The sequence below is a fragment of the Aquimarina rhodophyticola genome, from assembly GCF_042434915.1.
In the GTDB taxonomy this organism is placed as follows: Bacteria; Bacteroidota; Bacteroidia; order Flavobacteriales; family Flavobacteriaceae; genus Aquimarina.
In genome coordinates this window covers 2484882-2501055 of record NZ_CP170198.1, presented here as the reverse complement: position 1 = coordinate 2501055, position 16174 = coordinate 2484882, and the positions used below count along the sequence as shown (strand labels likewise).

At 34.3% G+C, this 16174-nt stretch carries 14 protein-coding genes; 5 read left to right on the top strand and 9 right to left on the bottom strand.

The features are described from left to right. Positions 1–27: 27 nt before the first annotated feature. The 4 genes from ACE939_RS10855 to ACE939_RS10840 form a co-directional block, all read right to left on the bottom strand. A complete protein-coding gene (locus tag ACE939_RS10855) occupies positions 28–339 on the bottom strand; it encodes a hypothetical protein (protein WP_378185602.1) in 312 nt (103 codons plus the stop codon). 170 nt (positions 340–509) lie between these two features. Next, positions 510–1280 (bottom strand): TIGR03915 family putative DNA repair protein, encoded by a 771-nt coding sequence (locus ACE939_RS10850; protein WP_378185601.1) that lies wholly within the window; start codon positions 1278–1280, stop codon positions 510–512. 18 nt (positions 1281–1298) lie between these two features. Next, positions 1299–2558 carry a putative DNA modification/repair radical SAM protein gene (locus tag ACE939_RS10845; RefSeq protein ID WP_378185600.1) on the bottom strand — a complete coding sequence of 420 codons (1260 nt, stop codon included), beginning with the start codon at positions 2556–2558 and terminating at the stop codon, positions 1299–1301. Continuing rightward, positions 2548–2925 carry an endonuclease domain-containing protein gene (locus ACE939_RS10840; protein WP_378185599.1) on the bottom strand — a complete coding sequence of 126 codons (378 nt, stop codon included), beginning with the start codon at positions 2923–2925 and terminating at the stop codon, positions 2548–2550. Before ACE939_RS10840 ends, ACE939_RS10845 begins: the two co-directional genes overlap by 11 nt. Positions 2926–3060: 135 nt before the next feature. Between ACE939_RS10840 and ACE939_RS10835 the strand changes: the two genes are divergently transcribed. Further along, a complete protein-coding gene (locus tag ACE939_RS10835) occupies positions 3061–3828 on the top strand; it encodes an XRE family transcriptional regulator (protein WP_378185598.1) in 768 nt (255 codons plus the stop codon). 8 nt (positions 3829–3836) lie between these two features. Here ACE939_RS10835 and ACE939_RS10830 read toward each other — a convergent pair whose 3' ends face one another. The 5 genes from ACE939_RS10830 to ACE939_RS10810 form a co-directional block, all read right to left on the bottom strand. Beyond that, positions 3837–4832, bottom strand: a complete 996-nt coding sequence (locus ACE939_RS10830) for an App1 family protein (RefSeq protein WP_378185597.1) — start codon at positions 4830–4832, stop codon at positions 3837–3839. 69 nt (positions 4833–4901) lie between these two features. Next, the gene (locus ACE939_RS10825; RefSeq protein WP_378185596.1) at positions 4902–7262 is read right to left on the bottom strand and encodes a sodium-translocating pyrophosphatase; all 2361 of its coding nucleotides are present in this window, start codon (positions 7260–7262) and stop codon (positions 4902–4904) included. A gap of 110 nt (positions 7263–7372) precedes the next feature. After that, a complete protein-coding gene (locus ACE939_RS10820; RefSeq protein WP_378185595.1) occupies positions 7373–7903 on the bottom strand; it encodes an inorganic diphosphatase in 531 nt (176 codons plus the stop codon). 178 nt (positions 7904–8081) lie between these two features. Continuing rightward, complete coding sequence (locus ACE939_RS10815) at positions 8082–10574, bottom strand: DUF5686 family protein (RefSeq protein ID WP_378185594.1); 2493 nt, start codon at positions 10572–10574, stop codon at positions 8082–8084. Positions 10575–10699: 125 nt separating this feature from the next. Beyond that, the gene (locus ACE939_RS10810) at positions 10700–11677 is read right to left on the bottom strand and encodes a pyruvate dehydrogenase complex E1 component subunit beta (protein WP_378185593.1); all 978 of its coding nucleotides are present in this window, start codon (positions 11675–11677) and stop codon (positions 10700–10702) included. 165 nt (positions 11678–11842) lie between these two features. On the opposite strand from ACE939_RS10810, the gene ACE939_RS10805 reads away from it, so the two are divergent. The 4 genes from ACE939_RS10805 (at position 11843) to ACE939_RS10790 (ending at position 16080) form a co-directional block, all read left to right on the top strand. Continuing rightward, the gene (locus ACE939_RS10805; RefSeq protein ID WP_378185592.1) at positions 11843–12589 is read left to right on the top strand and encodes an electron transfer flavoprotein subunit beta/FixA family protein; all 747 of its coding nucleotides are present in this window, start codon (positions 11843–11845) and stop codon (positions 12587–12589) included. Positions 12590–12647: 58 nt separating this feature from the next. After that, entirely contained in the window at positions 12648–13616 is a 969-nt protein-coding gene (locus tag ACE939_RS10800; protein WP_378185591.1) for an electron transfer flavoprotein subunit alpha/FixB family protein, read from the top strand. An 88-nt stretch (positions 13617–13704) separates the two neighbouring features. After that, positions 13705–14325, top strand: coding sequence for a bifunctional nuclease domain-containing protein (locus tag ACE939_RS10795; RefSeq protein ID WP_378185590.1), 621 nt, complete (start codon positions 13705–13707; stop codon positions 14323–14325). Between the two features lie 54 nt (positions 14326–14379). Continuing rightward, on the top strand, positions 14380–16080 hold the full coding sequence (locus tag ACE939_RS10790; protein WP_378185589.1) for a NupC/NupG family nucleoside CNT transporter: 1701 nt from the start codon (positions 14380–14382) through the stop codon (positions 16078–16080). The last annotated feature ends 94 nt before the right edge of the window (positions 16081–16174 follow it).

The following is a 16174-nucleotide window of genomic DNA, read 5'->3' as shown; positions in this document are numbered from 1 at the left end:
TAATACTCTATTGAAATGGTATGATGTTTAGTTCATAACATTTTTAGCGTCTTCTTTAGCTTTTTCTAAAGCATCTCCAGCTTCTTCGATAGCCTTGTCAGCTTCTTCAACTGCTTCTTTTGCAGCATCGCTAGCATTTTCACCAGCTTCTTCTAAAGCATCACCAGCTTCTTCAAGAGCACTATCTGCTTCTTGAACAGCATCAGTTGCTGCTTGAGTTGCCTCTTCAGCTGCATTTTCGATTGCATCTCCTGCCTCTTCAGCTTTATTAGCTGTTTCTTTACATGAAGTAACTGATAATAATAATACAGCTACTGCTCCTAAAAATAAATTTTTCATAATTGATAGATATAGTTAATGGGTTATTTAACGCCAAATCTAGTGTATTATTTTATTTATTTAAAATTTTATTGCGCATACCTAATAATTTTAATAAAAAATTTTAAGCTTCAATTGATTTATTTTGTAATTATTAGAGGTCATTGAGAAAAAAAACTGATAGGATCGATTTATAAAATTGTAGTTTTTTCAGTAAGATATTTCCAATACCTTAAAGGTATATGTTGAGTGTGTAGTTTGGTATTTTTTCTAGAGGAAATATTAACTTTTTCAAAATAGGTGCTCCATAATCTTTGATAGTTAAACTCTGTATCACTTGCTATATTTTTTTTGATTTTATGTTCAGTTTTTGATGGTAAGTCTAGGGTAATAAGTTTAACTTCATTTAAATCATAATATATTCCATACATTCTTTTACTATCATAAATTAGCCATTGTTGATCTGCATACCGATCTTTAAAGTGTGAAGAAATCAAAGGTAAAACGTTGAAATCAGGTTCTACATAGGCGATGTATTGGTTATCTTTGGTTTGTTGAAAACGAACAAAAGCTTCCATTCTGTGTTTTTCTCGACTCACCATTTTGGCCACTTGGCTAATCTTTACTATTGTAGGGTTACTATAATCATTTCCGATATTTCTTTTTTTTGTAAATAGTTCAACAAAATATATAGCAAGCGTATTTTCCAAACCTTTAATTTCACTCAAAAAGACTTTGAGTACTTTTTGTTGTTGAGTTTTTGTACTTCTCTTTTTAAAACCAGTCCAAACACGATCTGCTTTTTTTAAATCAGTATACACAGTTTCAGAAGTACCAAAAAGCTCGTGTGTTGCTTCAAGATTTTTTTGAATGCTAAAGTTAGATATCTGTTCTTCAAAAATTACAAATATACATGTCAAGAGTCCTTCAAAGCTTCCGTCATATAGTAATTTTGTAGTCATAATACTATAATATTACTTCTAGAATAAAGTTAATTGTTGATTAAAATGTTTTTGATATTTACTTTTTGAATTGGCTATGATGATATATTTAAGTTGCTCTGCAGAATAATCTTTTGAATTGAAATTGCGGGAATTGCATGTAATAAAATATTGTGCTCTATTTAAAGCGATCCCAATTGCTTTTAAATGGGTCCAATCTAAATTTCTAAAACGTCTTGCTTGTGTTATCTTGTTTACGGATTGCATTCCAATACCTGGAACTCTTGCCAATAAACGTTTGTCTGCTTTGTTTATATCTATCGGAAACAAATTTAAATTGCGAAGTGCCCAACTTAATTTAGGGTCAATATCAAGTTCTAAATTTTTATTTTCTTCATTCAATAGCTCGGTAACGTTGAAACCATAAAATCGAAGAAGCCAATCTGTTTGATACAAGCGATTTTCTCTTAATATAGGAACTTCTGATTGTATCGATGGGAGTCTACTATCAGTACTAATAGGGATATAGCCAGAGTAATATACTCGACGCATATTGTAATTTTTGTAATAGTGTGTTGCAGAGTACATAATATCACGATCACTTTCTCCAGTGGCTCCAATAATCATTTGCGTACTTTGACCCGCGGGTGCGTATCTAGGCGTGCTTTTGATTAATTTTTTTTCAGCAGTGTATTGAATGATTTCGTTTTTGACTTTCAACATCGGTTTAATAAAATCATTGTGGTCCTTGTCGGGAGCTAATAATTTTAATCCAGATATTGTTGGAATTTCTATATTAACACTTAATCGATCAGCGTATAATCCTGCTTCACGCATCAATTCGTCACTTGCCCCGGGTATTGATTTTAAATGAATGTATCCGTTAAAATTTTCTTCTAGACGAAGTCTTTTGGCTACTTGAATCAATCGTTCCATAGTATAGTCAGGACTTTTGAAAATTCCAGAACTTAAAAATAAACCTTCAATATAATTACGTCTATAAAAATTAATAGTAAGGTCTACTACTTCTTGTATCTTAAAAGCAGCTCTTTTAATATCATTACTTTTTCTGGTAACACAATAAGCACAATCAAAGATACAATGGTTGGTAAGTAGAATTTTTAATAATGAGACGCAGCGTCCGTCTTCTGTATAACTATGACAAATACCACTATTAGTAGCGTTACCTAAGCCTTTATCTTTATTTTTTCTCTTGGCTCCACTACTAGAACACGACACATCATATTTGGCTGCATCTGCAAGGATTGATAGTTTTTCTTCTATGCGATCAATCGACATATGATACTTGTTGGTTTAAAGAAGCATGAGTTTTAATAGCCCTTATTATTTCTTCACTATCTACCAAAATTTGATGATCTGTGAAACGTAAAACATGGATGTTTAGCGAAGGTATTAATAATTTTTTTTGAGTGTCTTGATTCATAATATCCGAGAATTCGTGAGCATATCCATCAACTTCGATGGCTAGTCTTAACTTAGGATTGTAGAAGTCAAAAGTGTAATTAGCTATGGAGTGATTTCTTTTAAAATCAATTCCTTTTTTTGATAGCGTAAGAGCAAGTTGATCAAGAACACCGATGGTATTGTTAAGCGAATATTTTACAACGTGTTCTTTTACGGGTATATGTGTAGATAGCGTATTCATTTTTATTTGATTTAGTAAAGATTCCAAATTTATGGAATAATTCCATTAAAATAAAAATTCACAAGTGTTAAAATTGGAAATATTCCAAAATTTAATATATTTGTTACGAACAATTCCAAAAACATCAATTTTAGTATGGAACATTCAACCAACCAAACTATTAAACGTTTCAAACAGATTCGTGAAGAACAACATTTTACTCAATCAGAATTTGCCAAAGTTTTGGGCATTAAAAATTCTACCGCAGATATAGAGCGTGGGAAAACGAAGATCTCTGGTAGAGTAGTCGCTAATTTGTTGCGTGAGTTCAATTTGAATCCATTATGGCTTTTTGGTGATAGTGATCAAAAGAGTATTCAAATCAATACCGTTGATGTTTCTCCTAAAGTAGTAACCGTAGATGCCGAGGATAATGAGAATATGGTCCTAGTTAATGTGAAAGCCGCGGCAGGATATCCTCAAAATGTTCAAGATATTGATTGGTATCAACAATTACCAGCCTTTAATATTCCTTTAGCAGAATATCGTAATGCTACCTATCGAGGTTTTCAGGTTGAAGGAGACAGTATGTTGCCTGTTCTAGAACCTAAGGAGTGGGTGATAGGTAAAGCAATATCTAATTTATCGGAAGTTACTGATGCTAATATTTATGTAATCGTTTTAGAAGATAGTGTTGTTGTAAAAAAAATTCGCAAAAATCCAGACGCAAATATTCTTACTTTAGTTTCTTTAAATGCAGAATATTTGCCCTATCAAATACACGCTCATCAAGTAATGGAATTATGGGAGGTAAATAGTAAACTTAGTTTTAATATTGATTCTCACACAGACAATGCTAGTTTAAAGCAATTGCAAGAAGCTATGAAAACACTAACTTCAGAAGTTAGGAGTTTAAAAAATTAAACCTTTCACTACTTAATCAACCCGATACTGCGTGCGTGAATCTCTGCTTCTTTGGATGTTTTTACCTGTAATATTGGCGTTGTTTTGAAAGAGTCGACTATACGTTGAATGCGATTGAATCGCCCAGTGTGATTAACACTTCTCACATAAATTGCTAAAATCCTATTGGGGTATTGAGCAGCAATTTTTGTGTAAATATCTGCATCTTTTTCTCCACTATCCCCAATTAACACGAATTTTAGATTGGGGTAGAGGGTAAGTAAATTAATAATTTCCTTTTCTTTATGTGGTAACTTGTTTTTAGGTTTTTTCTCAAAAGGATGTTTTAAGTCTCTTAATAAAATTGGGCCTTTTGGGAAATAATGTCGTTGTAAAAAGGCGGTTAAGTAATCGTATAGATTCCATGGACTATTACTTATATAAAAAAAAGGATTTAAGGGTTTGTCAAGAGTTCCCAACTGAAGCTTTTTATAAAATTGTGAAGTACCTTCTAAAGGCATACGCTTATCAAAATTTCTAAAAAATGTATTTCGAATCAATCTCCATTTCATAAATGAAGCTACTCCAGTGTGTAAAATAGTATCATCAATATCGCTGATAATTCCATAATTAGCATTTTTGGAAGGGATAAGCATTTGACCCTCAAAAATATTATCTTTTAAAATTTTTTGCTCCGCATTTTTATAGGAAACGAGATATGAAACCCAACCCATACTGCTAGTTAAACGATCTAAATTTTTGATATCTTTATCAAAAATATAATATCCTTCTTTATCAGTTTTTGTTTCAAAAGATAAGCCATTCGAAAGTTTAATGTTTAATTGCGTGTTCCTAATTTCATCACTTTCAAATTGTTTGTAAATATTAATAAGGGTTTTTAAACGACCCAGATCGTCGATAAACTCAACATTTCTAAACTTTAAAGCCCTTCCTGATGCTCTAAAATGAGCTATAGTACCGTAACTTAAGTATGAATTAATTCTTAATGGCTTTTTCTTAAACATGAAAATATCTTGATGTTAAAGATAAAAAAACCTCGTCGAGAGACGAGGTTTTTTATATTGTTATTTACTTTATTTTAAGGAGTCTTTAAGGTTTTGGATATCTTTCCTTACAGTTGCTTCTGAACCTGAGAAGGTTTTTATAATTTTTTCACCATTTATAAAATATTGTACGGTAGCAGTTGCTTGTTCATTTACGACGCTAATTTCTACTTCAAAATTTTGTGCATTAAGAGGAGCTGTACTTTCTATAACTTGATTGGATGTAAGAACAGTAGCTGTTTCATGCTCGCCTAATATAGGCGCAATGACTAAACCTATTAGACAAGTTAATTTGATCAAAATATTCATAGAGGGTCCCGAGGTATCTTTAAACGGATCTCCAACTGTATCACCGGTAACAGCGGCTTTATGAGCATCAGATCCTTTATACGTCATTTGTCCATCAATCTCGACACCTGCTTCAAATGATTTTTTTGCATTATCCCATGCACCACCTGCATTGTTTTGAAAAATGGCCCACATCACACCAGATACGCAAACACCTGCCATATAACCACCCAAAGGTTCTGCTCCAAAAATAGCTCCAACAAGAATAGGAGTAATAATAGTGATCAAACCAGGAAGTATCATTTCTTTTAATGCTGCTTTGGTCGAAATAGCTACACACTTTGCATATTCTGGAGTACCCGTTCCTTCTAGAATACCAGGAATTTCTCTGAACTGTCTACGTACTTCCTGAACCATTTCCATCGCTGCTTTTCCAACAGATTTCATAGCTAATGCAGAGAAAACTACCGGGATCATGCCACCCACAAATAGTGCTGCCAAAACATCAGCTTTAAAAATATTGATACCATCAATACCAGTAAATGTAACGTACGCAGCAAAAAGAGCCAAAGCAGTTAGTGCTGCTGATGCAATTGCAAATCCTTTACCAACCGCCGCTGTAGTATTTCCTACAGAATCTAGGATATCTGTACGCTCTCTAACATGGTCATCTAGATTACTCATTTCGGCTACACCACCTGCATTATCTGCAATGGGTCCAAAGGCGTCAATAGCCAATTGCATAGCGGTAGTAGCCATCATAGCCGAAGCGGCTAAAGCTACTCCATAAAATCCCGCTAGTTCATAAGAGCCGTAAATAGCAGCTGCGAATAATAAAACAGATAGAAATGTTGATTGCATACCAACAGCTAGACCTGCAATTATATTAGTAGCAGCACCAGTAGAACTGTTTTTTACAATATCCAAAACAGGCTTTTTTCCTAAGCTAGTGTAATATGCAGTAACTACAGAAATTAACGCACCCACCGCTAGACCGATGATACAGGAATAAAAAACGTTCATCGAAGGTATCACTTTAGTTCCTTCTCCAAAAAAGTTCATTTGCATCGTTTCAGGTAGCATATATTGTATCAAAAAATAACTTGCAATAACTGTTAAGATAATCGCGCCCCAATTTCCTATATCCAGTGCACGTTGTACTTGAGTTTCTTTTGCATCATTGTTTTTAATAGATACTAAAAATGTCCCAACAATAGAAGCTAAAATTCCAACTCCAGCAATTACGATTGGGAGAAGTATAGGCCCCATATTGTTAAACTCGTCTGTAAATGGAGTTATTGTAGACATGTCACGAATAACATAATTACCCAGAACCATCGCAGCTAATACCGTAGCTACATAAGAGCCAAATAAATCTGCTCCCATACCAGCAACATCACCTACATTGTCTCCTACGTTATCAGCTATTGTAGCTGGATTTCTTGGATCGTCTTCTGGTATTCCAGCCTCGACTTTACCTACCAGATCTGCTCCTACATCTGCTGCTTTGGTATAAATCCCTCCTCCAACACGGGCAAATAATGCTATGGACTCAGCTCCTAAAGAAAACCCAGCCAAAGTTTCAAGAACAATAGTCATATTATCATATAAATTACCAGTACTTGTCATAAAATGGTTGGTAAAGAATAGAAAGAATAGACTCAAGCCTAACACAGCCAAACCTGCTACACCCAAACCCATCACTGTTCCGCCTCCAAAAGAAACTTTCAAAGCTTGCGGTAGACTTGTTTTTGCTGCTTCTGCAGTTCTGGCATTCGCATCTGTAGCAATCCTCATCCCTATATTACCTGCAAGTGCAGAAAAAATAGCACCAATAATAAAAGCGGGTACAATCATCCAACTTGTCGTTTTTACAAACATGGAGATTCCAAAGAGTGCCATAGAGGCAAAAAGTACGAAGATTAAAAGTAATTTATATTCTGCAGACAAAAAGGCGAGGGCACCTTCTTTAATGCTTTTGGAGATCTGTTGCATTTTTTCATTCCCAGGCGATTGTTTTTTAACCCACGACATTTTTATGAGCATAAATAACAACCCCAAAATAGCTAAGGCTATGGGGATAAGGATCATGTTTGATTGCATAAAATTTAAATTTAGTTAATGAAGTTTAAATGTAGTAAAATTCATTTAAATACAAAAAGCGCAATATTTTTAATAAAATATTGCGCTTTTTGTATAATTTATACCGTGTGTTAGCTAATACTAAAGAGCCCTTTAGGTTTATCTGTTAAATCCTCAAAGCGTTTTACGCACGCTTTGATAATTTCTTTAGCTGCATTTTGATTGCCCCAGTCGCCTACATCTACTTTTTTCTTTTCAAGATCTTTATAAACTTGAAAGAAATGTTCAATTTCTTTAATTAAATGAGGGTTTAATTCACTTAGGTCAGAAATACTATTTGCAATAGGATCAGAAACAGGTACGCAAATAATCTTTTCATCAGGACCTTTTTCATCTGCCATATGAAAAACGCCTATTGGTTTTACCTCCATAACACAACCAGGAAATGTTGGTTCTGTTACTAATACCAAAACATCTAGAGGGTCACCATCAAGGGCTAAAGTTTCAGGAATAAAACCATAATCTGCTGGATACATCATAGAAGAAAATATCATACGGTCGTATCGTACCTTCTTTATATCAAAATCGTATTCATATTTATTTCTACTTCCTTTTGGAATTTCGATCAAAACGTCAAAACTCTCGCGTGTTGCTGCGCTCATATTTATTCTACTTTTAATGGGCGGCAAATATAACAAATACAGGGGGTTGGATAAAGTTTATATCTAAATTTTATGCAAAATTATTAATTTCTTAAAGTTTTAAAAGATTTGAAATGGTGAAACATTAGAAGTTGCCAGTGTTAACTTGCTTCTAATGAATAAATTATTGTGCTATATTTTAAAAATAGAAACCGAAGGATCCAGTTACCCCAAAATTTCGGGCATCTGGATTATCAAAATAATTACCTCTGAAATGAAAGTCAATTCTAAAAATTTTAAAAATATTACCAACTCCAACACTATATTCCCAATATATTTCTTCATCTGGAGCGATGAGAAGTAATTCAGAAGGTTCACTGATTAATCTATTTTCTTCAGATAGTTCTCCCCAGACTCCTCTTAAACCGACGAGTTCTCTCAAATTGAGTTTACGTAATAGAGGAACTCTTGAAAAAATTCTTCCGTTAAAGTTATGTTCCAAATGGAGAGATGTATAGGTGTCGGTAACAAATTCGTAGAAATTGAGGAGGGGAAATGTATTATAAATTGATAAATACGTTTGATTACCTGGGACAACGCTTAATAGTCCTAAGGGTACAGTACCAAAGGTTTTACCTACCTCTAAAGAGCTATTTAACTTTCCAAAACCACCAACGTTCCAAGGTTGTCTATAAAAAAACTGAAGCTTTTCATATTCAAAATCACTTTCGGCTATGCCTTTGAGTCCTGCACTGTAATTTAAGAATAATTGTGCATAATCTCCATCATTTACGATGATGCGGTCAACACCATAACCCGTAGTTTTTCTGCCAGGTGAATACGTAATTTTAGTAGAGATTTCTGTTTGTTTAATTTCAGATTTCAACTCATTGGTTTCGGGATCATAAAAATCCAAACTAAATAAATCTCGATCCGCTGGTTTAAGTTTTCTAAACGATCCTGTGACCCCTACAGTAAGATTTTTACGAGGCTCTATTTCTAGTGAAAATGCAGTAAGATTGATAGAGGTTAAACGATTGTTATCCCCCGTTGAGATTACTGATGAGGAAGCCAAACTTCGACCTTCAACATCATTGGTATTGGTCAGACTTGCACCAAGTTGTTCTACATCTCTGCGATTACCAGCAGTAATAATAAGGCGAGATTTCCTGTCCAATAAATACTTACCCGAGATGCCGTATTTAAATTTTTCGTCTTTAAAGCCATAAGCTCCGTAGCCTTCGATCCTCCACTGATCATTTGACGTAAAATAAGTTCTACCCCCAGCTCTAAGACGAAAACCTTCAATATTATTGTATCCAAAAGTTGAAAATAAGGGTCCAAAATCAAAGCCATTAAACTCTACATAACCCGAAGCTAAAATGGTCCCTATATTGTAAAGACGTTTAAATGCTTTGACTGTACGCAACGTATCGAGTAGTTTGTACACTTTAGCTTCGTCTTTATTAAGGGATTCCATACGAGAATTTGACCAAAATTCATCATCTCTATTATAGACATCTTCGTTATAGGGATCAATTTGACTTTGATAGAATTTTTTATCTTTAGGTATGTCAAACTTGTAATTATCATAAAGCGTTGTGCGTTTTCCGTAAACACCTCTGGATTTTTCTTTTTTACTAAAGGCAAAATCTGACTGAAAATAGTCTTTAGTAATTAAAAAAGTGGAATCATTAAGTACATCAAATTCTTGTTCTATATACAAGTCTTTAACCCAATTTATATTAGCACTTTTTGTTACTTCTAGGCTAATTTGTTTTACAGCCCAAGTAGTATCATTAACCCAAAAATCTCCTTTAAAGGTAAGTTCGTTTTTACGTCTAGGATAATAAACAATGTTATAACACCATTTATTGTCTACATACGCACTATCAGAAAGCACATAATTGTATACGCCAATACCCGTTCTCGAGAGCGGACTTGTAAAACTTTTATCAAAGAACTTTAGGTAATTGTCGTAAATATTGTAATCTGAATAGAGATCTTTTACAAAAGCAATAAGTGTCTGGTTATTACTGAAACCAGCATTTTTATTTCCAGTTAAAACCTCTTTAGTCTCATTTAAAATGTTATCCCCATATACCTTTGATATCGCTTCATTAAGAAATATAGGTAAATATGTTTTACCCGAGATGCGGGAAGTGTCAATATCATCAAATATAAACTCCATTCCGTTAAAAACACGACTGTTTATTAGAGCACTATCAATAGTATTTAAATCAAACTCTAACTTTTCATATTTATCATAGGAATATTGTTTGAATTTTTTTACACCATTGTCACGTCTATTTTCCCAAATTTTTCTAAGGATATCTATAGCCGGATTGTTCTTTTTTGAAGTTTTTCCTTTATAAATAACAACCTCATCAAGGGATGCGGTTTCTTCTTCCAAAATTATTTCTACCTCGTAATTAGCACTGCGATCTAATGTGATAGTTTGAGTTTTAAATCCGATAAAAGAAACTTTGATTGCGCTATAATTCGCGTCGGATTCAATATAAAATTTCCCGTTTTCATTTGTTATAGTTCCGATGGTCGAGTTTTCAAAAACAACATTTGCAAAAGGCACGGGTTGTTCAAAACTGTCGTATACATGACCACTTACTTTGGTTTGTGCAAAAGAAAAAGTAGTTGTCAAAATAACAAAAACCCCTAAGATCCAATATTTCATCTATAGTATTTAAAAAAGGATAAAAATATAATTTATTTACAAATCACCTTTTTTGGGTCTGCTAAGCTTCTGTTAAGAATTTAAATAGGCCATACTAAGGTAAAGAGGGGGTGGTTGTGTTATTGCTATTTATACATAACTTTTTTGACAGCTATCTTTACATCTTCCTTATTAGGTAACCATTGCTCAAAAAGGACTGGTGAGTATGGTGTAGGTGTATCAGCCGTATTTATTTTAATAATAGGAGCATCTAGGTAATCAAAAATATTAGATTGTACTTGATACGATATCTCTGATGCAATATTAGCAAGAGGCCAAGCTTCTTCAAGAATAATTAATCTATTTGTTTTTTTAACAGACTTATAAATAGCATCCAAATCTAATGGTCGTACTGTGCGTAAATCGATAATTTCACATGATATATTATCTTTTTGTAGTTCTTCAGCGGCTTTATATGCTTCTTTTATAATTTTTCCAAAAGAAACTATTGTAACATCAGAACCTTCTCTTTTTATTTCGGCAACACCTAATGGAATTGTAAACTCGCCTTCTGGCATTTCACCTTTGTCACCATACATTTGCTCACTTTCCATAAAAATAACAGGATCATTATCGCGAATGGCAGATTTCAATAATCCTTTGGCATCTTTAGGATTTGATGGAATAACAACTTTAAGTCCAGGAGTATTAGCGAACCAATTTTCAAAAGCTTGAGAGTGTGTAGCGCCCAATTGTCCTGCAGAAGCGGTGGGACCTCTAAATACAATTGGAATGTTAAACTGTCCTCCACTCATCTGTCGCATCTTTGCGGCATTGTTAATTATTTGATCAATTCCGACCAAAGAAAAGTTGAAAGTCATAAACTCTATAATTGGCCGATTCCCATTCATTGCACTACCTACACCGATACCAGAAAATCCAAGCTCAGAAATAGGGGTGTCAATTACCCGTTCAGGACCAAACTCATCAAGCATTCCTTTACTAGCTTTATAAGCTCCATTATATTCTGCTACCTCTTCACCCATCAAATAAATAGATTCGTCTCGGCGCATTTCTTCGCTCATTGCTTCGCAAATTGCTTCTCTGAATTGTATAGTTTTCATTTATAAAGAATTATTTTTGTCCTGTTCGAAAGGCAAAAATAGGAATTAATACCCTTCGGGAAGGATGGAATGCTAAAAATTTTATTATGCACGCATAGTAAATTAGACATTTTATTTGTACCTTCGTCTTAATTAATTATTACTCAAAAAAACACCAGTTATAAAATGAAAATATTAGTTTGTATTAGCCATGTGCCGGATACTACTTCAAAAATTAATTTTACTGAAGGAGACACAAAATTCGATACGAATGGAGTTCAATTTGTGATTAACCCAAATGATGAATTTGGTTTAACACGTGCAATGTGGTTTAAAGAAAAGCAAGGAGCATCAGTCGATGTAGTTAATGTGGGAGGCGCTGAGACAGAGCCGACTTTAAGAAAAGCTCTTGCCATTGGTGCAGATAATGCGATTCGCATTAATACAGAGGCTACAGATGGTTTTTTTGTAGCAAAACAACTAGCTAATGTGGTCAAAGAAGGAGCTTATGATTTGGTTATTGCTGGTAGAGAATCTATCGATTATAACGGGGGTATGGTGCCAGGGATGATCGCTGCTCTTACGGGTGCTAATTTTATAAATACCTGCATTGGTCTTGAGATCGAGGGCGATACAGCAACTGCTATACGTGAGATAGATGGAGGAAAAGAGACTTCAAAAGCAAAACTTCCTTTGGTTATTGGTGGTCAAAAAGGTTTGGTAGAAGAGAGTGATTTGCGTATTCCCAATATGCGAGGTATTATGATGGCTAGAAAAAAACCGCTTACAGTTAAAGATCCAGTGGATGTACAAAATGAAACAAAAGCTGTTAAGTTTGAAAAACCTGCTCCAAAGGGAGAGGTTACGTTAGTTTCGCCAGATAACATAGGTCAATTAGTTGATTTACTGCATAACGAAGCAAAAGTCATTTAAGAAAAAGGTTATAAAAGAAATTGGTTTTCAATAGAAAAACCGTCAAAATATTAGAAATATGTCAGTATTAGTTTATACAGAAAATGAAGGGGGCAAGTTTAAAAAGGCCGCTTTTGAAGTGGCTTCCTATGCTAGAGCTATTGCAAAGTCACTTGGTACTACAGTTACAGCAGTGACAATTGGTGCCGATAAAAATGATGATTTAGGAATTTACGGTGTGGATAAAGTATTAAATGTTCAAAATGATACATTAAAAACTTTTAATGCAAAAGCTTATACCGATGTTTTGAAACAAGCAGCTCAAAAAGAATCAGCAAAGGTAATAGTGATAAGTTCAAGTGCAGATAGTAAATTTATAGCACCATTGTTAGCAGTACATCTCGATGCAGGTTACGCCTCTAATGTAGTCGCTTTGCCAGAAAGTACATCACCGTTCACAGTAAAGCGAACTGCCTTTACCAATAAAGCTTTTAATTTTACCGAAATCAATACAGATACAAAAGTTGTTGGTTTGTCTAACAACGCCTTTGGATTGCATGAGGATAAAGTAGATGTTACAGTTGAGGATTTTGAACCGACACTATCAGATGATGATTTTACTGTTGAAGTTACTGCGGTTGATAGAGCTACGGATAAAGTTTCTATAGCGGATGCTGAAATTGTAGTCTCTGGTGGTAGAGGTCTTAAAGGTCCCGAAAACTGGGGTATGATTGAAGACTTAGCGCAAGTTTTGGGAGCTGCTACGGCATGTTCTAAGCCAGTAAGTGATATGGGTTGGAGGCCGCATAGCGAACATGTTGGGCAAACGGGTAAACCTGTAGCTTCTAATTTATATATAGCGATTGGAGTTTCTGGTGCTATCCAACATTTGGCAGGAATAAATGCGAGTAAAGTTAAGGTAGTGATAAACAACGATCCCGAAGCTCCGTTTTTTAAAGCAGCTGATTATGGTATTGTGGGTGATGCCTTTGAGGTTGTGCCACAACTAATCGAAAAATTAAAGGAATTTAAAGCGAATAACGCATAATTTTCATAAATTGTGCCCCGATTGAGGGCTGTTTGAACCTTTGTATAAGTCCAATTGTTCAAACAGCCTTTTTCTATTACAATATATTATGAGTTTAGTTCGTCTGAACATAAAAGGAATATCATATAGTCAAACCCAAAATGGTGCGTATGCTCTAATTTTGAGTGAAGTAGATGGGGATCGTAAGCTTCCTATAGTTATTGGTGCTTTTGAAGCACAATCAATTGCTATTGCTTTGGAGAAAGAAATTAAACCTCCGAGACCGTTGACCCATGATCTTTTCAAAAATTTTGCTGATCGTTTTACAATTCTTGTAAAACAGGTTATAATTCATAAATTGGTCGATGGTGTTTTTTATTCAAGCATCATCTGTGAGCGTGAAGGGGTCGAAGAAATTATAGACGCAAGAACAAGCGATGCGATTGCCTTGGCACTGCGTTTTCAAGCTCCCATTTTTACCTATAAAAATATTTTGGATCAAGCTGGTATTTACTTAAAAGTCAATCCAAAAAAGGAGGATGACAATAGTAATGTCGAAGATTTTTTAGTAGATGAGTTAGTGGCTGAAGATATTGAGCCAGAAGCAAAAGGCACGAGCTACCAAGATCTCTCAATTGATGAGTTGAATAAAATGCTAGATCAAGCGGTGCATAATGAAGATTATGAACTTGCGGCTAGAATAAGAGATGAAATTTCGAAACGAGAATAGCTGTTGTACTTTTAAGATATTTATTTATTCTTCTACAAACGTTCAAACATTTTTATGAAAAAGAGTTTACTTACAGGTCTGTTTATATTCCTTATTAGTGCTATAGTAACAGGACAATCAATAGAAAAAAAGTGGTTGTTAAAAGACGCTTCTAAAGGTATTGAAAAATTATTCGAGACTGGTAAAGTAGATTACTTAGAGTTCAAAGAAGGTACTTTTTCATATACGTATAATGCAATCGCCGAACGTCTAGAAGGTGATTATATTAAGCAAAATAATGTTTTACTTTTTTTTCCTGAACAAGCACAAGATTCTATAATACGGTATAAAATTACTGTATTAAGTGATTCAACGTTAGTTTTGACAAAAGCCGGAGATAAATTTTCATTTATTTCTGAAGATGCTAAAGTTAAAAGTATTGCGCCATCAAACGAATCTACAATAGTCCCAAATCAAGGATTTACATTTACAAGTTTATGGAGAGGTGTATTAGGGATGCTAGTGTTATTGCTTATTGCCTTTATATTTAGTAATAATCGCAAAGCGATTAATTGGAAAACCGTTGGTATAGGCCTAATTGCGCAGTTACTACTAGCAATCGGTGTCTTAAAAATTACAGTTGTGCAAAATGCCTTCGAGTTAGTAGGTAAAGTGTTTGTACTTATTCTAGATTTCACTAGAGCTGGTAGCGAATTTTTATTAGGAGGGATGATGGATGTTGATAGTTTTGGATTTATATTTCTATTTCAAGTGCTACCAACTATAATTTTCTTTTCAGCGCTTACTTCGGTATTGTTTTATTTGGGTGTAATACAAGTAGTAGTGAAAGGTATGGCCTGGGTACTTACTAAGTTAATGGGAATTTCAGGAGCTGAGAGTCTAAGCGTTGCGGGTAACATTTTTCTTGGTCAAACTGAAGCACCCCTTATGATTAAAGCATATCTAGAACGTATGACTCGCTCAGAAATTCTATTGGTTATGATTGGTGGGATGGCTACGGTTGCAGGTGGAGTGTTGGCGGCATATATTGGATTTTTAGGAGGAGAAGATCCAGTACTGCGATTAGAATTTGCTAAACATTTATTAGCCGCCTCTGTAATGGCAGCGCCTGGAGCAATTGTTATTTCTAAGCTTTTATATCCACAGCAAGAACCAATTAATACAAATGTAGAAGTCTCTTCAGAAAAAATTGGATCAAATATATTGGATGCAATCGCTAATGGTACGACTGAGGGACTAAAATTAGCAGCCAATGTTGGTGCGATGCTTCTAGTTTTTATCGCTTTTATAGCCATGATTAATTATGGTTTTAATAAAATTGGTGTATGGACTGGTTTAAATGAAGTGTTAGCTGCTAATACGCCTTACGCTGTATTTTCTTTAGAGTCTATTTTAGGTATTCTATTTTCGCCATTAATGTGGTTAATTGGTATAGCCAAAGAGGATATGATGTTAATGGGCCAACTGTTAGGTATAAAACTAGCTGCGAGTGAGTTTGTAGGATACATCCAATTGGCAGATCTTAAAAACCCTCTAAACCCTTTGCATCTTACTTATAATAAATCAGTAATTATGGCAACTTATATGCTATGTGGGTTTGCTAACTTTGCGTCTATCGGTATACAAATAGGGGGAATAGGTTCTTTGGCGCCTGGTCAAAGAAAAGCACTTTCAGAGTTTGGTATGAAGGCATTGCTAGGAGGAACAATCGCCTCGTTGCTCTCAGCTACCATTGCTGGGATGATTATTGGATAATCATTTTTTTAACAAAAAAAATATTAATACCATAGCTAAATCATAAGAGCTAGAATACATATTTTTGTATATTTGAAATTAAAGGTGAAAATAT